Annotated in this window: 20 protein-coding genes and 1 pseudogene; 14 read left to right on the top strand and 7 right to left on the bottom strand. The window is 71.9% G+C overall.

Going from position 1 to position 19,330, the window contains the following annotated elements; translation table 11 throughout:
* A pseudogene (locus ABD901_RS48550) lies at positions 1-341 on the bottom strand (hypothetical protein); the annotation flags it as partial.
* 81 nt (positions 342-422) lie between these two features.
* Here ABD901_RS48550 and ABD901_RS48555 point away from each other — a divergent pair.
* Positions 423-665, top strand: a complete 243-nt coding sequence (locus ABD901_RS48555; protein ID WP_345139418.1) for a hypothetical protein — start codon at positions 423-425, stop codon at positions 663-665.
* A 209-nt stretch (positions 666-874) separates the two neighbouring features.
* Positions 875-1,219 (top strand): hypothetical protein, encoded by a 345-nt coding sequence (locus ABD901_RS48560; protein WP_345139421.1) that lies wholly within the window; start codon positions 875-877, stop codon positions 1,217-1,219.
* A gap of 61 nt (positions 1,220-1,280) precedes the next feature.
* Here the strand turns inward: ABD901_RS48560 and ABD901_RS48565 are convergent, their stop codons facing one another.
* Positions 1,281-2,330: a LacI family DNA-binding transcriptional regulator gene (locus tag ABD901_RS48565; protein WP_345139425.1), complete on the bottom strand. Its 1,050-nt coding sequence runs from the start codon at positions 2,328-2,330 to the stop codon at positions 1,281-1,283.
* 228 nt (positions 2,331-2,558) lie between these two features.
* On the opposite strand from ABD901_RS48565, the gene ABD901_RS48570 reads away from it, so the two are divergent.
* Both ABD901_RS48570 and ctaD read left to right on the top strand, forming a co-directional pair.
* Positions 2,559-2,897: a hypothetical protein gene (locus tag ABD901_RS48570; protein WP_345139428.1), complete on the top strand. Its 339-nt coding sequence runs from the start codon at positions 2,559-2,561 to the stop codon at positions 2,895-2,897.
* Between the two features lie 131 nt (positions 2,898-3,028).
* Positions 3,029-4,765, top strand: a complete 1,737-nt coding sequence (gene ctaD / locus ABD901_RS48575; protein WP_345139431.1) for an aa3-type cytochrome oxidase subunit I — start codon at positions 3,029-3,031, stop codon at positions 4,763-4,765.
* Positions 4,766-5,201: 436 nt separating this feature from the next.
* On the opposite strand, the gene ABD901_RS48580 is transcribed toward ctaD, so the two are convergent.
* The 4 genes from ABD901_RS48580 to ABD901_RS48595 all read right to left on the bottom strand — a co-directional run bounded on the left by ABD901_RS48580 (position 5,202) and on the right by ABD901_RS48595 (position 10,288).
* Positions 5,202-5,579: an STAS domain-containing protein gene (locus ABD901_RS48580; RefSeq protein WP_345139434.1), complete on the bottom strand. Its 378-nt coding sequence runs from the start codon at positions 5,577-5,579 to the stop codon at positions 5,202-5,204.
* Between the two features lie 214 nt (positions 5,580-5,793).
* Positions 5,794-6,366, bottom strand: coding sequence for an isochorismatase family protein (locus ABD901_RS48585; RefSeq protein ID WP_345139437.1), 573 nt, complete (start codon positions 6,364-6,366; stop codon positions 5,794-5,796).
* Complete coding sequence (locus ABD901_RS48590; RefSeq protein ID WP_345139439.1) at positions 6,363-7,649, bottom strand: nicotinate phosphoribosyltransferase; 1,287 nt, start codon at positions 7,647-7,649, stop codon at positions 6,363-6,365. Before ABD901_RS48590 ends, ABD901_RS48585 begins: the two co-directional genes overlap by 4 nt.
* Positions 7,650-7,663: 14 nt before the next feature.
* Complete coding sequence (locus ABD901_RS48595; RefSeq protein ID WP_345139441.1) at positions 7,664-10,288, bottom strand: LuxR C-terminal-related transcriptional regulator; 2,625 nt, start codon at positions 10,286-10,288, stop codon at positions 7,664-7,666.
* 198 nt (positions 10,289-10,486) lie between these two features.
* Here ABD901_RS48595 and ABD901_RS48600 point away from each other — a divergent pair, with 198 nt between their 5' ends.
* The 6 genes from ABD901_RS48600 (at position 10,487) to ABD901_RS48625 (ending at position 14,704) form a co-directional block, all read left to right on the top strand.
* On the top strand, positions 10,487-12,007 hold the full coding sequence (locus ABD901_RS48600; RefSeq protein WP_345139443.1) for a hypothetical protein: 1,521 nt from the start codon (positions 10,487-10,489) through the stop codon (positions 12,005-12,007).
* A 15-nt stretch (positions 12,008-12,022) separates the two neighbouring features.
* Positions 12,023-12,319 (top strand): ATP-dependent Clp protease adapter ClpS, encoded by a 297-nt coding sequence (clpS, locus tag ABD901_RS48605; RefSeq protein WP_345139445.1) that lies wholly within the window; start codon positions 12,023-12,025, stop codon positions 12,317-12,319.
* The gene (locus ABD901_RS48610) at positions 12,295-12,816 is read left to right on the top strand and encodes a DUF2017 domain-containing protein (RefSeq protein ID WP_345139653.1); all 522 of its coding nucleotides are present in this window, start codon (positions 12,295-12,297) and stop codon (positions 12,814-12,816) included. Before clpS ends, ABD901_RS48610 begins: the two co-directional genes overlap by 25 nt.
* A gap of 58 nt (positions 12,817-12,874) precedes the next feature.
* Positions 12,875-13,366, top strand: a complete 492-nt coding sequence (locus tag ABD901_RS48615) for a M67 family metallopeptidase (RefSeq protein WP_345139448.1) — start codon at positions 12,875-12,877, stop codon at positions 13,364-13,366.
* Positions 13,367-13,437: 71 nt separating this feature from the next.
* The gene (locus ABD901_RS48620) at positions 13,438-13,749 is read left to right on the top strand and encodes a MoaD family protein (protein WP_345139450.1); all 312 of its coding nucleotides are present in this window, start codon (positions 13,438-13,440) and stop codon (positions 13,747-13,749) included.
* Between the two features lie 4 nt (positions 13,750-13,753).
* Complete coding sequence (locus tag ABD901_RS48625) at positions 13,754-14,704, top strand: PLP-dependent cysteine synthase family protein (protein WP_345139453.1); 951 nt, start codon at positions 13,754-13,756, stop codon at positions 14,702-14,704.
* 101 nt (positions 14,705-14,805) lie between these two features.
* On the opposite strand, the gene ABD901_RS48630 is transcribed toward ABD901_RS48625, so the two are convergent.
* A complete protein-coding gene (locus ABD901_RS48630; RefSeq protein ID WP_345139456.1) occupies positions 14,806-15,153 on the bottom strand; it encodes a hypothetical protein in 348 nt (115 codons plus the stop codon).
* Between the two features lie 259 nt (positions 15,154-15,412).
* On the opposite strand from ABD901_RS48630, the gene ABD901_RS48635 reads away from it, so the two are divergent.
* From ABD901_RS48635 to ABD901_RS48650, 4 genes are all read left to right on the top strand, one after another.
* A complete protein-coding gene (locus ABD901_RS48635) occupies positions 15,413-16,165 on the top strand; it encodes an MBL fold metallo-hydrolase (RefSeq protein WP_345139459.1) in 753 nt (250 codons plus the stop codon).
* Between the two features lie 67 nt (positions 16,166-16,232).
* Positions 16,233-17,381, top strand: coding sequence for a glycosyltransferase family 4 protein (locus tag ABD901_RS48640; protein ID WP_345139461.1), 1,149 nt, complete (start codon positions 16,233-16,235; stop codon positions 17,379-17,381).
* A complete protein-coding gene (locus tag ABD901_RS48645) occupies positions 17,378-18,490 on the top strand; it encodes a glycosyltransferase (RefSeq protein WP_345139464.1) in 1,113 nt (370 codons plus the stop codon). The genes ABD901_RS48640 and ABD901_RS48645 overlap by 4 nt, the downstream gene beginning before the upstream one ends.
* On the top strand, positions 18,487-19,326 hold the full coding sequence (locus ABD901_RS48650; RefSeq protein ID WP_345139466.1) for an SGNH/GDSL hydrolase family protein: 840 nt from the start codon (positions 18,487-18,489) through the stop codon (positions 19,324-19,326). The genes ABD901_RS48645 and ABD901_RS48650 overlap by 4 nt, the downstream gene beginning before the upstream one ends.
* Positions 19,327-19,330 lie beyond the last annotated feature (4 nt).

Here is a 19,330-nt window from a genome sequence, read left to right on the forward strand (position 1 = left end):
TTGGCCCACAGAACGACATGGCTACGATCCGACTTCGCGCCGCCGCCCGGGCCCGCCGGTTGGGCCGCGCCCGCGCCTGCGCCCGCCGGTGGGGGCGCACCCGCGCCTGGGCCCGCCGGTTGGGCCGCGCCCGCGCCCGCGGGCTGCGCCGCTTCGCGCTGCGTCGCCTCGGCCGGCGGGACGTCGGAGTCCGCCCGGGCCGGGAGGATCAGGTCGGAGCGGTCGACGCCCGCGGCGCGGACCTCGATCAGGAGCTGGTCGGCCGCAGGATGCGGGTCGGGGACCTCTTGGAGGGACAGGACGCCGGCATCGTTCTGCTCGGTCAGCGTGATGGCCTTCACGCCTTCCATGTCTAGCGGCTCAGGGCGCCCGCGCAGGCGAATACGGCCAGGTCAAGGGAGGTGAGATGGTCTAACCCGGCGATGATGAGAGCGCCCGCCACCCCGGCCTGCGCCCAGCCCGGACCGGCCGCGGCGAACGCGGTGGCGGTGTGCGCCGGCTACGGCGAGCAGGCCCGCGGCGTCGGCGGTCGCCGCGGTCTGTGCCCAGACCACCGCGGTCTCGGGCGCCGCGCGGCCGACCGCGGCGTGCAGCGCGGGCCGTGGCACACGGGCGCCAAGCGGCACCCGCGGGCCATGGCACACGGGCGCCAAGCGGCACGGTAGCGACACGCCGCTCGTCCAGCGCCGCGGCCAGGGCGCGCAGCGGCACCTCGTGCACCTCCCCGGGCGAACAGGCCAGCAGCACGCGGGCGCACACCGACCAGGCATCGCGCCCCGAAGCAGCGGTCCGCGGTCGGCAGCGCGCCGCCCGTCCGCGCGCGATCGTCGCCGGGCGCACACGCCGGCAGCACGCGGGCGCTGCTCATCCGCGCGTGATCGTCGCCGCGGGCACAGGCCGGCAGCACGCGGGCACCTTCCCTCCGCGCGTGGTCGTCGCCGGGAGCACAGGTCAGCAGCGCGCGGGTGCCGCCCGTCCGCGCGTGATCGTCGCCGGGCGGCGCATGGTGCCGGGCGGTGGCCAGGTCCAGGCCGTGCGCGATCCCCTCGGCGAGGGAGCGCTCCACGGCGATGCCCAGCGGGTCGCGGGCGCCCGCCGCCCGGTGCAGCGCCGGGACGCAGGCGCTGTTCCAGGTCTCGGCGACGCCGCGCTCGGCCGTCAGGGTGCAGACGATGCCGGCGACGGCGCCGCTGTCCAGGTTCTGGGCCGCATGCAATAGGTCGGACAGCCGCATACCCACTCATTCGCGGGCACGGCGCCGATTGGATGCACGCGTACCACTATGCGCTCTGCCTCCTCACGAGGGTCGTCGGCAGCACCGGGGGCTCGTCCCACGGCTCGCCGGACATCTGCGCGAGCAGCTGGCGGGCCGCGGCCGCGCCGATCTCCTCGACGGGCTGCTTGATCGTGGTGAGCGGGGGTTGGGTGAACGCGGCGAGGGGCAGGTCGTCGAAGCCGACCAGCGCCACGTCCTCGGGCACCCGGCGGCCCGACTGGCGCAGCGCGTGCAGGGCGCCGACGGCCATGAGGTCCGAGGCGCAGAAGACCGCGTCCAGGTTGGGGCGGTGGTCGAGCAGCCGGGTCATCGCGTGTACCCCGGCCGGGCGGGTGAAGTCGCCGTACGCGATCGGCCCGGGCTCCAGGCCCGCGCGTTCGAGGCCCTCACGGAAGCCGGCGAGCCGGTCGACGCCGGCGGAGACGTCCGGCGGGCCGGCGATCGTGACGATCCGCCGCCGGCCGGTGCGCGCCAGGTACTCCACGGCCTGGCGAGCACCGCCCCGGTTGTCGGCGTCGACGTAGGACAGCGAGCTGCCCTGCAGGGGCCGGCCGATCAGCGTCACCGGGACGCCGAGGGCCGGGAGGGTGACGACGAGCGGGTGGCTGCTGCGGCAGTAGATCAGCAGCACCCCGTCGATGTGGCCGCTGCTGAGGTACCGCTGCAGCGAAGCCGGCCGCTCGCCCGCCGCCAGCAGCATGGGCATGTCACGCTCTGCGAACGCGGCGCTGGCGCCGGCCAGGACGCGGGAGTAGAACGGGTCTGCGAACAGGCGTGCGTTCGGCTCGCACACCACGGCGGCAACGGAGCGGGGGCGGCGGTCGACGGCGCGGGCGGCGCGCTGGCGGACGTAGCCGAGGCGGTCGACGGCGTCGCGGACCTGCTGGCGGGCGGTCGGCGAGACGCGGGCGGAGCCGTTGAGCACGCGGGAGGCGGTAGCGGAGGAGACACCTGCAAGGGCGGCGACGTGAGCGAGGGTGGGGTGTTCGGCCGAGTCGCGCATGGGGTCGTGCGCGGCGTCATGCGTTGCTTCTGGAGCGGCGGTAATCGACATCGCGACCTCCTCAGATAGCAAGTCGTCGATTTTGGGAGCGCTTCCATATCGGAGCGTCGTCCACCGTTTCTGCGGTGTCAACACGAGATTGCCGCAAGGTTTCGTTACCGGGGTTTGGTCTGTAAATTTCAGCGGCCCGGCGACGGGCGGGTCTCGACGCGCAGGTCCAAGGTCTCTAGCCTGCTTGGGCAGATAGATCCCTCTCGCAACCCCCCAGGGAGGCAACTCATGCGCGACTGGATCGCGGTGATCGTCGCGGTGCTCGGGGTCCTACTGGTCCTCGCCGGCGGCGTGCTCATCGTCCTGCATGCCCTCGGCGAGCGTCGCCAGCTCGCTCCCGCGGCCGAACCCGTCCCCAGCTTCGAGGCCGACTACGGCACGGACACCTCCGCCGCCGTCCCGGCGCCCCGGACCGCATCGGTGCCGGTCGCGGACCGGTTGTTCGGCGCGGTGAAGAACCCGACCGCCGCCGATCGGCTGATCTTCTGGGGCATCATCCTGCTGGTGCTGTCGGCCATCGCGGCCGGTGCGATCAGCTTCGACTTCGGCGCCAAGGGCGGTAGCTGAACCCCAGCGATGACCTGCCGGGCGGGCAGACTATTCTGCCCACGGGGTGACGTGTTGATCGCGCTGTTCGGGTCGGCACAGCCTCGCGGAGCTGGCTCGCCAGCTGGTTCAACAGCCTCAGGAGGCCTTTCGTGACCACCGTCGCACCGAAGCCGATCGTCACCAGGCCCTGGCCGGTGCACAAGCCGGTCAAGGGCTCGGCGTTCGCTCGGCTGCTGCGCACCACGGACGCGAAGCAGATCGGCCTGATGTACCTCGTCACGTCGTTCGTCTTCTTCATGATCGGCGGGTTCATGGCGCTGCTCATGCGCGCCGAGCTGGCCCGGCCGGGCCTGCAGTTCCTCTCGCCTGAGCAGTACAACCAGCTGTTCACCATGCACGGCACGATCATGCTGCTGTTCTTCGCGACGCCGATCGTGTTCGCCTTTGCGAACTACATCACGCCGCTGCAGATCGGCGCGCCCGATGTGTCGTTCCCGCGCCTCAACGCGTTCGCCTACTGGCTCTACGCGTTCGGTGGGTCGATCACGCTGATCGGCTTCATCACCCCCGGCGGCGCGGCCGACTTCGGCTGGTTCGCCTACGCGCCGCTCAACAGCATCATCAACTCGCCCGGCGTCGGCGCCGACCTCTGGATCGTCGGCCTGGTCCTCTCGGGTCTGGGCACGATCCTCGGCGCGGTCAACATGATCACCACCGTGCTGACGCTGCGCGCGCCCGGTATGACCATGTTCCGGATGCCGATGTTCACCTGGAACATCCTGGTGACGAGCGTCCTGGTGATCATGGTCTTCCCGATCCTCGCCGCCGCACTGCTGGCGCTGGAGGCGGACCGCCGGCTGGGCGCGCACGTCTACGACGCCGAGACCGGCGGTGCGATGCTCTGGCAGCACCTGTTCTGGTTCTTCGGCCACCCCGAGGTGTACATCGTGGCGCTGCCGTTCTTCGGCATCATCACCGAGGTCATCCCGGTCTTCAGCCGCAAGCCGGTCTTCGGCTACAAGGGCCTCGTCGGCGCGACGATCGCGATCGGCGCCCTGTCGATGAGCGTGTGGGCGCACCACATGTTCGCCACGGGTCAGGTCCTGATGCCGTTCTTCTCGTTCCTGAGCTTCGTCATCGCCGTGCCGACCGGCATGAAGTTCTTCAACTGGATCGGCACGATGTGGCGGGGCCAGATCACCTTCGAGACGCCGATGCTCTTCGCGATCGGCTTCCTGGTGACCTTCCTCTTCGGTGGCCTCTCGGGCGTGCTGCTGGCGAGCCCCCCGATCGACTTCCACGTCTCGGACACCTACTTCGTGGTGGCCCACTTCCACTACGTGCTGTTCGGCACGATCGTGTTCGCGGTGTACGCGGGCATCTACTTCTGGTTCCCGAAGATGACCGGCCGGATGCTCGACGACCGGCTCGGCAAGATCCACTTCTGGCTGACCACGATCGGCTTCCACACCACGTTCCTGGTCCAGCACTGGCTCGGCACCCAGGGCATGCCCCGCCGGTACGCCGACTATCTGGCCAGCGACGGCTTCACCACGCTGAATACGATCTCCACGATCGGCTCGTTCATCACCGGCCTGTCGACCCTGCCGTTCATCTGGAACGTGTGGAAGTCGTACAAGACGGGCCGCGTGGTCGAGGTCAACGACCCGTGGGGCCACGGCATGTCGCTCGAGTGGGCCACGTCCTGCCCGCCGCCGCTTCGCAACTTCGACAGCATGCCGCGCATCCGCTCGGAGCGCCCGGCCTTCGACATGAAGTTCCCGGCGCACGCGCCCGGCCACTCGCTGGAGGCCCCGCCCCCGGGCGGCGCCCGCCCGCTGAGCCACGAGGCCGACGGCGGCGCGACGTACCAGGATCGGGAATGATCCGCTAAGTCCGACAGGAACGCCCCCAGCGCCGAGCCGGGGGCGTTTCTCGTTTCCGGGCCGTCTGAGCCGTCGCGCGTTCGGGGCGAGGAAATCCCATGGGCCGGCACCCGTTAGGCCGCGAGCGGCCCGCTGAACCGCCGCAACGGCGCTCCTCACAGCGCCGCCCGGCCCGGTGTGAGGCAATGCGGCTCGCCCACCGGCAAGGCAAAAGATCGGATGGCCGAGCCCGCCCGGCCTTCATTGAAATTTCCGATAAATCCGGCATGTCGCCCGAACGGGGAGGCGCGTACGAGTGACGCTGCGTGTAGGCACGTAACGCTGCGTTGAGGCGCCGCTGATGGAGCGCCGCCGCGGGGGTGTAGGCGGGGCGCTCCATGCGTCGTCGTCAAAGAGGCCGATTCGGGTCGGCCGGAAAACTACTTTCGGTGATCGATCAGGCGGGCTGCGTGACGCCGCGCTCGCGCGGGGCCGGGAGCCGGCCGGACACGGTGCCGGGCGGGATCGGTACGCCGAGGATGTCGCTCACGCCCACCACGGCGAAGAGGCGCGCGATGAACGGGTTGGGCCGGCGAATATCGAGCTTGACGCCCATGCTGTGGCAGATGCGCTTGGCAACGACGAGGGTGCCGATGCCGGTGGAGTCGAGGAAAGTGACCCCCGCAAGGTCGATGACGAGGAGGTCGATGCTTCCGTCGAGCACTGAGCTCACCGAGGTGCGGAGCTCCTGAGCGGTCTCATAGTCGATTTCGCCACTCAGCGTCAGCACTGACTCTCGCTGATCCGAAGGGCGAGTCTCGATCGACAACTTCACGTGACCCTCCTGGTGCTGAGCCGTCCACCATGGACGACCCTTCGAGGTCCCGCAAGCGTAGCGAAGTCTGGCCAGTTTCGCCACGCTCCGTGTAGGTGCTCCTTACGTTACGACGTGAGAAGTCCTCACATCGGTTTGCGGAACCGCTTGCCCGGATGACGGTACACGTCGGTTGTTACACGGCAAGTCCAGCCATGTGCCATCCGCCGGACGGTCAACTCGTGGCCACGACCGGTTCACCGACCAAGGTCACGCCGGCCTCACGCAGCTCCACCAGGGCGGATGCGGTCGTGGCCGGCATCACGCCGGCGGTGAGGTTCAGGAGCACAGTTGTAACAAAGCCCTCACGGACCGCATCCAACGCGGTCGCTCGGACGCAGTGATCGGTCGCGATGCCGACGACGTCGACCTCGGTGACGTCGCGCTCGCGCAGCCACTCGGCCAGGCCCCGGCCGGCGGCGTGGCCCTCGAAGCCGGAGTACGCGGCCTTGTAGTCGCCCTTCTCGAACACCGCCTCGATCCGGGCGGTGTCCAGCGACGGATGGAACTCGACGCCGCCGGTGCCGACCACGCAGTGCACCGGCCACGTGGAGACGTAGTCCGGGTGCGGGTCGAAGTGCGCGCCGGGATCGATGTGGTGGTCCTGGGTGGCCACGACGTGGTCCCAGCCACCCTCGGCCAGCGCCGCGGAGATCGACGCGGCCACTGCCGCGCCGCCGGCGACGGCGAGCGAGCCGCCCTCGCAGAAGTCGTTCTGCACGTCCACGACGATCAACGCCCGCGTCATGCGGAGCCTCCAGTCATGATCACCGGTACCGCCGGGTCGCCGGCGGAAAGCTTGAGCCCCTCCCAGGGGATGGAGATGAGGCACTGGCGCAGGTGCTCGCGGGAGTCGGCGAGCGTCGGCAGGTCCTCGGCCGGCGCGCCGGCGCGCAGGAACGGCCGCTGCAGCGCGCGGTCGTGCGGCTGGGCCTCGGGCGCGCCGAGGGAGACGACGACCTCCTCGGTCGCGGTGCCGGTCGGCTTGTGCCGGCGCACCGCGGTCTTGCGCCCGCCGACCGTGCCCTTGTGCTCCGACCGCTTCACCACGGGGCGCCCGTCGACCTCGACCAGCTTGTACACCAGCCCGGCCGTCGGCGCGCCCGACCCGATGACCACCGCCGTGCCAGCGCCGTATGCGTCGACCGGCTCGGCGGCCAGCGCGGCGATCGCGTACTCGTCCAGGTCGCCGGACACGACGATCTGCGTGTCGGTGGCGCCGAGGGAGTCCAGCAGCGCACGCGACTCGGAGGCGAGCACCGACAGGTCGCCGGAGTCGATGCGCACGGCCCGCAGGTCGGGCCCGGCCACCGCGATCGCGTTACGGATGCCCTGCGCGATGTCGTAGGTGTCCACCAGCAGGGTGGTCTGCTTGCCCAGGGTCGACACCTGCGAGGCGAACGCCGCCGTCTCCGAGTCGTGCAGCAGCGTGAACGCGTGCGCGGCCGTGCCCGTGGTCGGGATGCCGTAGCGACGGCCGGCCTCGAGGTTGGACGTGAACGCGAACCCGGCCAGGTAGGCGGCCCGGGCCGCGGCGACCGCGGACTCCTCGTGCGTGCGGCGCGAGCCCATCTCGATCACGGGGCGCCCGCGGGCGGCGGTGACCATCCGGGCCGCGGCGGCCGCGATGGCGCTGTCGTGGTTGAGCACCGACAGGATCAACGTCTCCAGCACCACGCACTCGGCGAACGTGCCGCTGACCGTCAGGATCGGCGAGCCCGGGAAGAACAGGTCGCCCTCGGCGTAGCCGTCGACGTCACCGCGGAACTCGTACTTGCCGAGCCACTCCGCCGTCGCCGCGTCCACGATGCCCCGGCCGAGCAGGAACTCGATCTCCTCGGGCCCGAAGCGGAACGCCTTGATGAGCTCGACCAGGCGTGCGGTGCCGGCCACGACGCCGTAGCGGCGCCCGGTCGGCAGGCGGCGCGCGAACACCTCGAACACGCAGTGCCGGTCGGCCGTCCCGTCGCGCAGGGCGGCCGACAGCATGGTCAGCTCGTAGTGGTCGGTCAGCAGTGCGCTACTCGTCACCCCGCCAACAATATTCAGTCCTCGGGCGGCAGCGAGCGCAGGGCGGCGGCCAGTTCTGCGCGCCCGGTCACACCGAGCTTGGCGTATACCCGCATGAGGTGGTTGTCGACGGTACGAGAAGAGAGGTACAGCTGGTCGGCGATCTCCTTCGACGGCACCCCCGCGGCGGCGAGCCGCGCGATCTGCCGCTCCCGGCCGGTGAGCATCGGCTGCGGTACCACCAGGGCCGGCGTGACCGCGTGCGGGCACTCCAGCCGCAGCTCGGCGAGGCGCTGGGCGGCCCGCGGCGTCTGCGGCGAGCGGATGCCGCGCAGCAGGGTCACCGCGCCGGCGGCGGCCTCGGCGGCGTAGAGATACAGCTCCATCTCGGCGAGCTCCTCGGCGACCGACAGCAGCGCGCCGCCGTCCTCCTCGGCCATCGCCCGCACGTGCCAGGCCATGGCCGGCGCGAGGCGGCCCTCGACCGTCTGCGCCAGCGCCGCGATGCGGTCGTTGACCTCGGCGGCGAAGCCGAGCCGGCCGAGGTCGTAGAGCGCGAACATCTCGTGGCCGGCGAAGCCGTCGTTCTGGTTGCGGGCCGCGAGCAGGCGCAGCACCTCGGCGGCGGTGGTGACGTCACCGGAGGCGACCGCGACCCAGGCGCGGGCCTCCTCGATCCAGGGGTACAGCACCTCCATGGAGCGGTAGTGCGCCTCCTCGGCGAGGGCGAACGCGGTCGCGGCGGCCGCGGCGTCGCCGAGCAGCGCGGCGATGTGCGCCCGCTCGGCGTGCGCGAGCGCGACGAAGATGCGGCCGGTGGCGAGCATCGCGCTGGCCTGGCTCGCGGCGCGGCCGGCCTCCCGCAGGTGCCCGCGCAGGCGGGCCGCCTGCGCGCGCACGATCTGCAGGTAGCCGGAGCCGAGCAGGAAGTTGCCCGCGTCGGCCATGCCGGCGAACTCGGTGGCCACGACCGCGTCGACGGCGGCGAGGTCGCCGGACAGGATCATGGCGGTGCCGCGGGCCAGCTCGATGCCCAGCTGGATGTACGGCACCTCGGCCCGCCACTGCGCGGCGTCGACGTCCAGCAGCGCCATCGCGCGCACCGTCTGCACCGGGGTGCCCCGCATCGCCTGCAGGTGGCCCATGTTGCTGCGGGCCAGGGCGCGCGGCCCGGGAGCGCTGGCCGGGCTGTCCAGCACCGTGCGGGCCAGCGTGAGCGCCTGGCCGTGGTCGCCGCGGTGCAGGCGCATGGTCGACTCGACGGCGAGGGCGAGCGAGCGCTCCCGCAGGTCGCCGAGCTTGTGCGACTGCCGGTTCATCTCGTCGGCGGTGGACGAGTCGCCCAGGCCCCACTGCGAGGTGATGTGCCGGATGGCCAGCCAGCGGCTGCGCTGGGCCTCGTCGATGATCTGGTCCTCGTTCTGGTCGAGGATCAGCGCGCCCTCGTCGGGGCAGTTGGCGAACATGAGGATCGTGGCGAGGGTCTCGGCGGCGTCGAACCCGCCGCCGGCGGCGACCGCCGCCTTGCCCAGCCGCATCGCCAGGGCCATGTCGTAGGTGGCGAAGGCGAGCCGGCAGGCGTTGAGCAGCAGCACCGGGTCGCGGGCGGTGTCGCTGTCCAGCCGCCAGACCGCGACGCGCAGCAGGTCGTCGCGGCGGCGCGCGCCGCTGTTCTCCACCAGCGTGGCGAGGTCGGCGAGCAGGCGCCGGAAGCGGGTGACGGGGCAGCGGCGGCGCACGACCTCGCCGTACAGCGGATGGGCCAGCCGCACCGTCGTGCGCCGGTCCTCGACGACCACCCGGACCAGCTGGCGCTCCTCGGCGATCTCCACCGTGGCCAGGTCGGTCGCCTTGACCAGCAGCGGCAGGCCGATCGGCTCGCCGAAGGCGACCAGCTCCAGCACCGCGCGCTCCTGCGAGGTGAGCTTGCCGATGCGTGCGTCGACGACCTCGGTGAGCGTGGGCGCCAGGTCGACCTTGCCGGTCCAGCGCTGCATGCCGTAGCTCTCGATGATCTCGCCGGCGGCGTGCGCGGCGATCACCAGCTCGCGCAGCAGCAGCGCGTTGCCCTGCGACAGCTGCTGCAGCCGGTCCACCGACGCCGAGTCGACCGGGCCGCCGAGCACCTGCTGCAGCAGGTCGGACGTCTCCTGCAGGGTGAGCGGCCCGAGCTCGATCCGCTCGACCAGGTCGTCCTTCCACAGCGCGGAGATCGGGTCGTGCACCGACTCGCCGGTGCGCACGGTGCCGATGACCGTCGCGTTCTCCGAGCGGGCGACGTAGTAGACCAGCGCGGCGGACAGCGGGTCGAGCAGGTGGGCGTCGTCGATCGCGACCACGATCGGCCGTCCGGCCGCCTGGCGGTGCAGCGCGTCGACCGCCCAGCGCAGCAGACCGGCCGGCGAGCCGCCCGCCGGCTGATCGGGCGGGAGGACCTGAGCCAGCCCGCCGAGCGGGAGGCCGGCCGTGGCGGCGTTGGCGGTCGCCGTCCACACTGCAAGTCTGTCCTGGTCAAGGGCGTTTACGCCCTCACGGAGCAATCGGCTCTTGCCGATGCCCGGCGGGCCGCCGAGAATCAGACCGCGACCGGTGGAACCGGAGGCCGCCTCGGCGACTCGGATCAGTTCTGCGTTCCTGCCGACAAAACTCCAGGGGGGCACCGTCGCAGCATATCGATATGTTGATTACTGCGCGTACCCGCGGAAGCACGAACTTGAGTAGTGCGTTCGGCCCCAGTTGAGTAGCCCCGACCCTGCTGCTGTAAGTGTCCGTTCACGTAGCGTTCCGATGCCCCGCCCAGCACGGCTGCTGAGCTGCCGCTGGGCGGATCTTCCCGGGCGTGCACAAGGAGGTCGCACATGGGCTTCGGGGTCATGCAGGCGCCGCTGATCGATCTGACTGTCACGTCGGCGCCGGGCTATGGCGTCACGACGAGCGGGAGTCCAGTGTTCGCCATGCCGGTTCGCGGCAGCCGTCAACATCGGCCGCCGACCGCCCCGTTCCAGCCGTCCCACCGCTCGTACGCCGTCGTCGCGGGCACGCACCGCGGCGGCAAGACCGCGCTGGTCAATGCGCTGATCCGGCGTACCGCCGAGGCCTCGATCGACGCCGGGGACGCCTGGGTCGTCTTCCGGCACGGCGAGCGGGCCGACGCGTGGGCCTTCGTGCCCGGGCACCGCGAGCCGCGCCCGTTCCCGGAGCGCAGCTCGGTCAAGGGCCCGATCCGCCCGGCCCGGCGCGTCGAGATCGCGCACCCGTCGCCATTACTCAAGCGGGTCGCCTTGATCGACACGCCCGGCAGCGGGGGTCCGGATCCGGCGACGGCCGAGATCGTCCTCGACGCGGCCGGCGACGGGCTGGGCCTGCTGTTCGTGGTCGACGCCGCCGCGCCGCTGTCCCGCGCGGACCTCGACCTGCTCGGCGCGGCCGCCGAGCGGGTGGAGCGGATCGCGTTCGTGCTCACCCGCATCGACCAGCACGACGATTGGCCCGAGATGCTCGCCGCCAACTGCGCGCTGCTCGCCTCGCGCGGCTCTCGGCTGGCCACCGCGCCCTGGTTCCCGGTTTCGCTGGACCCCGACGGCGTCTTCGGCGTCGCCGAGCTGCGCCACCAGCTCGAGACGTGGGCCGACGAGCAGGCCGTCGCCGGCTCCCGGGCCGGCGGGCTGGCCGCCGCCACCGTCTCGGCGGACGGCGACACCTGGCAGGAGGTGCTCGAGCGGGAGATCCTCGCCCGCCGGCTCGCCGCCGTGGAGCGCGTCTCGATCGAGCTGGCCACCATCCACGTGCGCTGCGTGCAGGAGCTCGGCTCCGGCAAGGGCTGCCCGGAGCTGCCCCGCGTGCTCGACCGGGAGCTGCACGCGCTGTCGGTGCGCGGCACCCGCCAGCTGCACACCGACACCCGCGAGGTGATCGGCGCCGTCTTCGCGGCGCTGCTGGACACCCCGCCGGGCGAGGCCGTGCGGGCCCGCATCGCCGCGGCCGCACGCCGCGCCGTGGACTCCGCGCGCGACGACGACCGTGAGCGCGACCGGGCACTGCTGGTCACGACCACCTCCGGCGTCGCCGCGCTCACCGGCGCCGGCGCGCTGGACGGCCTCTCCGCGGTCGGCGCGGCTGGCCCGGACGCCGGTCAGGTGCTCTCGCCGATCGGCATCGGGCTCAACGCCGGGTCGTATGCCATGTGGCAGCCCAAGCACGCGCCCGGCGGCCCGCCGAAGCTGCCCGACAAGAAGGACTGCCGCCGCTGGCTGCAGCACGCCCTGCGTGAGGTCGAGGTTGAACTGGGCCAAGAGCTCACTGAGCGGTACGCGGAGCTGCGCCAGGCGCTCGCGATCGTCGCCGGGGACGCGGTCGACCATGGCGTGCTGCTCGCTTGATGGCACCATGTTGGTATGGCGGCGCCGCAGGTCCTACCGATCGAAGAGACCCACGTCGAGGTTGATGAGGTGCCCCAGACCGACCGTCCTTGGGTGACCGTCGTCTGGAACGATCCCGTCAACCTCATGAGCTACGTGACCTGGGTCCTGCAGAAGCTGTTCGGGTACAGCAAGGAGAAGGCCGAGCGGCTCATGCTCGATGTGCATCACAAGGGCAAGGCGATCGTGACCAGCGGAGCGCGCGAGCGCATGGAGTACGACGCCTCGAGGCTGCAGGCCCACGGCCTCTGGGCGACGGTGGAGCGGTCGTGACCATGTTCGTTCGCGCCGGCACGGTCTGCGTCGCCCGCTTCGGTCCGGGCGAGGCGGCGGTGCTCAACGAGGTCATGCTCGAGGTGATCACGCTGCTGTCGGAGGGCTTCGACCGCACCGACCCGGTGATCGAGCGGCTTTTCCCCGATGTGTACCGCGACGATGCCGAGCTCTCCGCCGAGCTACGCCGCTACACCGAGGACGACCTGCGCTCGGCGAAGCTGGAGCAGGCCGCCATGCTGCTGGACGCGCTGCCGGTGGAGGGCGGCGAGGTGGCCCTCGACGAGGAGCAGGCGGAGGCCTGGCTGCGGGCCCTGACCGACGTCCGGCTCACCCTCGGCATGCGCCTGGGCATCGTGGACGACGACGTCGACATCGAGGAGGAGCTGGACGAGGCAATCCTCAAGGACCCGACGTCCGCGCGGGTGGGGCAGCTCTCGGTGTACCAGTACCTGACCTACCTGCAGGAGTCGCTCGTCGGCGCCCTCATGGGCTGACCGGGCGTGAGGGCGGTCACGGGGCGAGCGTCGCTCGGGTTTCGGTAGGCTGTCAGGCGTGCTGACCATCGACGCCGCGATCCTCGACGCGATCGTCGCGCATGCCCGCCGGGACCACCCCGACGAGGCGTGCGGGATCGTCGCGGGTCCGGCCGGCTCCGACCGGCCGGAGCGGCACGTGCCGATGGAGAACGCGGCCCGGTCCATGACCTTCTACGAGTTCGACTCGAAGGAGCAGCTGCGGCTGTGGCGCGAGATGGACGACGCCGACGAGGAGCCGGTCGTCGTCTACCACTCGCACACCGCGACCGAGGCCTACCCCTCGCGCACGGACGTGTCCTTCGCCGGCGAGCCCGACGCGCACTACCTGCTGGTCTCCACCCGCCACCCGGAGCTCACGGAAATCCGGTCGTTCCGCATCGTGGACGGGGCCGTCACGGAGGAGCCGGTTCAGGTAGTGAATGCAGTCGTGGATCCGAACGCCGTCCAGAGCTACCTCTTCGGGCAGAGCCCGGCGACCGTCGACTACGAGTGTCAGACCGGCAGCTGACCAGCCGCCCTGTCACACTTGTCCGTTTCGTCGTCGTCCAGGCTCATGTCGCACCAGAGGAGAACATCATCATGGCTATCGAGGTTCGCATCCCCACCATCCTGCGCAGCTACACCGGCGGCGCCAAGACCGTCGAGGGCAGCGGTGACACGATCGCCGACCTGCTGACCGACCTCGACTCCCGCCACGCGGGCATCAAGGACCGGCTCATCACCGGCGAGGGCGGCCTGCACCGGTTCGTCAACGTGTACATCAACGACGAGGACGTCCGCTTCCTCGGCGCGCTCGACGCGAAGGTCAACGACGGCGACTCCGTGACGATCCTGCCCGCGGTCGCGGGCGGCGCGTTCGCGTTCGCCGCCGCTCACGCCCTGCGCGGCTGACGTCGTGGCGCGCTACGAGTCCCTCCTCGACGCGTGCGGCAACACGCCCCTGATCGGCCTGCCCCGGCTGTCGCCGAGCGCCGACGTGCGGCTGTGGGCCAAGCTCGAGGACCGCAACCCGACGGGAAGCGTCAAGGACCGCGTGGCGCTGTGGATGGTGAAGGCGGCCGAGGAGTCCGGCCGCCTCCGCCCCGGCGACACGATCATCGAGCCCACCAGCGGCAACACCGGCATCGCGCTGGCGATGGTGGCGAAGCTGCGCGGGTATCGCCTGGTCTGCGTCATGCCGGAGAACGTGTCCGCCGAGCGGACGTCGATCCTGCGCATGTACGGCGCGGAGATCATCTTCTCGCCGGCGGCCGGCGGCTCCAACCGCGCCGTCGCCGTGGCCAAGGAGATCGCGGCCGAGCACCCGGACTGGGTGATGCTGTTCCAGTACGGCAACGAGGCCAACGCCCGCGCGCACTACGAGTCGACCGGCCCGGAGATCCTGCGGGACCTGCCGACGATCACGCACTTCGTCGCGGGCCTGGGCACGACGGGCACCCTCATGGGCGTCGGCCGCTTCCTGCGCGAGAAGGTCGACGACGTCGAGATCATCGCCGCCGAGCCGCGCTACGGCGAGCTCGTCTACGGCCTGCGCAACCTCGACGAGGGCTACGTCCCCGAGCTGTACGACGCGACGGTGCTCACCCGCCGCTTCTCGGTCGGCACGCGCGACTCCGTGCTGCGCACCCGCCAGCTCGTCGAGGTCGAGGGCATGTTCGTCGGCTTCTCCACCGGCGCGGTGCTGCATGCCGCCCTGGCGGTGGCGCATCAGGCTCTGAAGGCCGGCAAGCGGGCGGACGTGGTGTTCCTGGTCGCGGACGGCGGCTGGAAGTACCTGTCGACGGGCGCCTACGGCGGCACCCTCGCCGAGGCCGAGAACGCCCTCGAAGGCCAGCTCTGGGCCTAGCCGCGCCGCTAGGAAAGGGGTGACTGAACGCGGACGGTGAAGGCCCGGGAGTCACGGGCCTTGACCACGGCGGGCGTCGCGGTAGCTCGGATGAAAGGCCTTTACAGGCCCGTGACGATCCAGCCGATCGTGAGGCTCACGGAGGCCACGCCCAGCAGGGCGAACGGCAGCCGGCGGTGGTGCAGGCTCGCGAAGGCCGCGATCGTGCACGCGAGCCCCAGCAGCCCCACGGCGATGACGGTGGGGGCGTACCAGGCGCGGTACTGCGCGATGAGCCCCACGAAGGCCCGCAGCGCCACCGCCATGCCGCCGAGGCCCAGCGCGGCCGCCCAGGCGCACACGGCGGCGATCCGGCGGTTGGCCGGGCGCGGATCGGCCTCGGTGTGCAGCCGGAACGCGCCCGGCAGCTCCCGCACGAGTCGCTTGGCGCGTGAAACGTCTACCGCCACAATGGCCCCCTCATAGCCCGGTGCTGGCTCACCGGGTGCAACGACCGAGGTCGTGGAGCGTGACGCAGGCGTGTCACGTTGGCGACATCTGGCGTCCGATCTTTCGGCCTGGGCTGCCAGTCCGGCGTAGGCTGCGCAGCGTGACGGGCGAAGCCGTGCCCTACAACGGCCGGTCCGTGGATTGGATCTATCCTCACCCTGACCGGTGCGATCCACAGATTCGTTCGAAGACGGGAGACGGCGGGTTGAGGGCAGCATCATGAGGCTCACGGTTCTCGGCTGCGCCGGCAGCTTTCCGGGCCCGGAGGCGCCCTGTTCGGCCTATCTGATCGAGGCGGACGGCTTCCGCCTGCTGATGGACTTCGGTCCCGGCTCCATGTCGACGCTGCAGCGCTACGGCGGCCTGTACTCCGTCGACGCCATCCTGCTGTCGCACCTGCACTGCGACCACATGCTCGACGCCTGCTCGTACATCGTGGCCCGCCGCTACGCGCCCGCCGGCCCGTTCCCGCCCCTGCCCGTCTACGCGCCCGTGGCCGCGCCGGACCGCATCGCGGCCGCCTACGGCGGGGAGAACGAGCCGATGTCGATCGGCGACGTCTACACGTTCTACGCCCTGCAGCCGGGCAGCTTCCCGATCGGGCCGTTCCAGATCACCGTCGACCGGGTCAACCACCCGATCGAGACCTACGGCGTGCGCATCGAGCACGAGGGCAAGGTCCTGACGTACTCCGCGGACACCGGCCCCTGCGAGGCGCTCATCCGCCTGGCGCAGGGCGCCGACGCGTTCCTGTGCGAGGCGAGCTACCTCGACGGCGTCGACAACCCGCCCGACCTGCACCTGACCGGCCGGGAGGCGGCCGAGCACGCCACCAAGGCGGGCGTGGGCCGCCTGCTGCTCACGCATCTGGTGCCCGCCTGGTGCAGCGAGGCGCTGACGCTGGAGGCCGCCACGAGCGCCTTCTCAGGCCCCATCGACGTCGTCCGACCAGGCGCTCGGTACGACATTTAGGAACCCGTTTGCCGTTTGGCCAACATTACGTGGCCGCATGCATGGACGCCGCCCTCATGGTCATGGCATGCGGATCGCGATCGTCACCGAATCGTTCCCGCCCGATGTGAACGGTGTCGCCCACTCCGTCGTCCGGGTCGCCGAACACCTCGTCGCGCGTGGCCACGAGCCGCTCGTGATCGCCCCACAGCCGTCGTCCGCGGCGCGCTCGGTCACCGGCTCGTTCCCGTACCAGATCATCCGCGTGCCCTCGGTCGCCACGCCGGGCTACGGGAGCTTCCGGCTGGGCCTGCCCAGCCCGCGCCTGGCCGCCGCCTTAAAGGCGCACCGCACCGACCTGGTCCACCTCGCGAGCCCCTTCGTGCTCGGCGCGCGCGGCATGACCGTGGCCTCGGCGCTCGGCCTGCCCACCGTGGCCGTGTACCAGACGGACGTCCCCGCCTACGCCCGCCTGTACTACCGGTCCAACCTCGGCGAGACGGCCGCCTGGCGCTGGCTGCGGCACATCCACAACGCCGCCGACCGGACCCTGGCGCCCTCGACCGCCGCGGCCACCGCCCTGCACAGCCACGGCATCGAGCGCGTCTGGCTCTGGCGCCGCGGCGTCGACGCGGCCCGCTTCGACCCGGGCCATCGCTCGCCCGGCCTGCGCCGGGCCGTGGCCGGCGAGGGGCAGGTCATCATCGGGTACGTCGGCCGCCTCGCGGTCGAGAAGCGCGTCGACCTGCTGGCCCCGGTCAGCCGCATTCCGGGCGTCCGGGTGGTCGTGGTCGGCGACGGCCCGGCGCGGGCCAACCTCGAGCGGGCCATGCCCGACGCGGTGTTCCTCGGCGAGCGGCGCGGCGCGCAGCTGGCCCGGATCTTCGCGAGCCTGGACCTGTTCGTGCACACCGGCCCGTTCGAGACCTTCGGCCAGACGATCCAGGAGGCCCTGGCCAGCGGCGTGCCCGTGGTGGCGCCGGCGCAGGGCGGCCCGCTCGACCTGGTCGACGACGGCCGGACCGGCCTGCTCGTGCCGCCCTGCGACGCCCCGGCGCTCGTCTCGGCGGTCGCGTCGCTGGTCGATGACCCGGAGCGGCGCCAGGCGATGGGTGTCGCGGCCCGCGTCGCGGTCGCCTCGCGCACCTGGGCCGCGGTCGGCGACGAGCTGATCCGGCACTACGTCGACGTGCACTCGGGAGGCTTGGCCGCCCGGTCCGTCCCGATTCCGGCATGACCTCACGGATTGTGCGGCTGGCGAACTTCGTCATGCCGCGCTCCGGGGGGCTGCGCACGGCACTGCACGCCCTCGGCGCGGGCTACCTCGCCGCCGGGCACGAGCCGATCCTGATCGTCCCCGGAGCAACGTACGCCGACGAGATGACCGCACAGGGCCGGGTGATCACGATCCCCGGCCCCGTCGTGCCCGGCACCGGCGGGTACCGCGTGCTGCTCGCCCGCCGGCGCCTGGTCAAGCTGCTCGAGGAGCTCGAGCCGGACCGGCTGGAGGTCTCCGACCGGTTCACCCTGCGCTGGACCGGCCGCTGGGCCCGCGAGCGCGGCATCCCGGCGGTCATGGTGTCGCACGAGAGCCTCGCCGGCCTGCTCACCTTCGCCGGGCCGTTCGGCAACCCGTGGGCGGACCTGCTCAACACCCGCAGCTTCCGCTCGTACGACCGGATCGTGTGCACGACCGGCTGGGCGGCCGCGGAGTTCCGCCGCATCGGCGCCGCCAACGTCGCCCAGGTGCCGTTGGGCGTGGACCTCGACCTGTTCAACCCGTCGCGCTACGACGACTCGCTGCGCGCCCGCTACGCCAAGCCCGGCCAGGTCCTGCTCGTGCACTGCGGCCGGCTGTCGTCGGAGAAGCGCCCCGAGCGTTCGGTCGACGCCCTCGTCGGCCTGCGCAAGCGCGGCATCGACGCGGTGCTCGTGATCGCCGGCGATGGGCCCCTGCGGGCCCGGCTGCAGGAGCAGGCCCGCGGCCACACCGTGCACTTCATGGAGTTCGTGGCCGACCGGACCGCCGTCGCCTCGCTGCTCGCGACCGCGGACGTGGTCGTCGCGCCCGGCCCGATCGAGACGTTCGGGCTGGCCGCGCTGGAGGCCCTAGCGTGCGGAACCCCCGTCGTCGTCGACGCGGCGTCCGCGCTGCCCGAGGTGATCGGTGCCGCCGGCGTCGCCGTCACCAATGATTTTGCGGGAGGTGTACTGCAAGTGCTCGCTCGACCCGTTGCAGCCCGTCGAGCCGACGCCCGTGCTCGCGCGGAGCAGTTCTCATGGCCGGCGGCGGTGGCCGGGTTCCTCGCCGTGCACCACTCGTCCCCGACGGTGGCCGTGCGATGACGGTGTTTGCTGCCCTCGGCGACTCCACGACCGCGGGTTACGGCGACCGCGTGGGCGGCCGGTGGCGCGGCTGGGCCCCGATCTTCGCCGAGTCCGTCGGCATCCGCCTGCACAACTTCGCCACCAGCGGCGCCCGCGCCGCCGACGTCGAGCGCGTGCAGCTGCCCATGGCGCTGGACGTGGCGCCGGACATCGCCGCGGTGCTCATCGGCACCAACGACACGCTGCGGGACCCGTTCTCGTCCGCCCGCTTCGCCGACCACCTCGAGGCCACCGTCGCCGCCCTGCGGGGGGCCGGTGCCGAGGTCCTCACGATCCGGCTGCCCAGCCCGGGCCGCATGTTCGGCCTGCCCGGTCCGCTCGCCCGCCCGCTCGCCCGGCGGATGGCCGAGATCAACCACGCCGTCGATCTCATCGCCGCCCGCTACGACACCGTGCACTTCGACGCGGCGGGCAACCCCGACTCGTACCAACGCCCGATGTGGAGCGTCGACCGGCTCCACCCGAGCGAGCGCGGCCACCGGTTCATCGCCTGCTCCTACTTCGACCTGCTCACCCGGCGGGGCGTCATGGACCACCTGGCGGCTGCCGGCCTCCCGGTGCGCCGCCCGTCGCCCATCCCGACCAACCGCCCTCCGTCGAAGCTCGCTCAGGCGGCCTGGATCTCGACGGCCGGCACCCATTGGGTGATCCGCCGCTCCACCGACCTCCTGCCCGGCCTGCTCCGCCTCGCCTGGGCGGAGTGGCGCCACGGCTCGCCCGACCTGGACCTGCTCGACCTGGAGCAGCTGGGCGCCGCGGTGCGCAACGACGAGGTACCGGGCAAGGTCGCGTGACCAC

Source organism: Dactylosporangium darangshiense, assembly GCF_039537565.1.
GTDB classification, from domain to species: domain Bacteria; phylum Actinomycetota; class Actinomycetes; order Mycobacteriales; family Micromonosporaceae; genus Dactylosporangium; species Dactylosporangium darangshiense.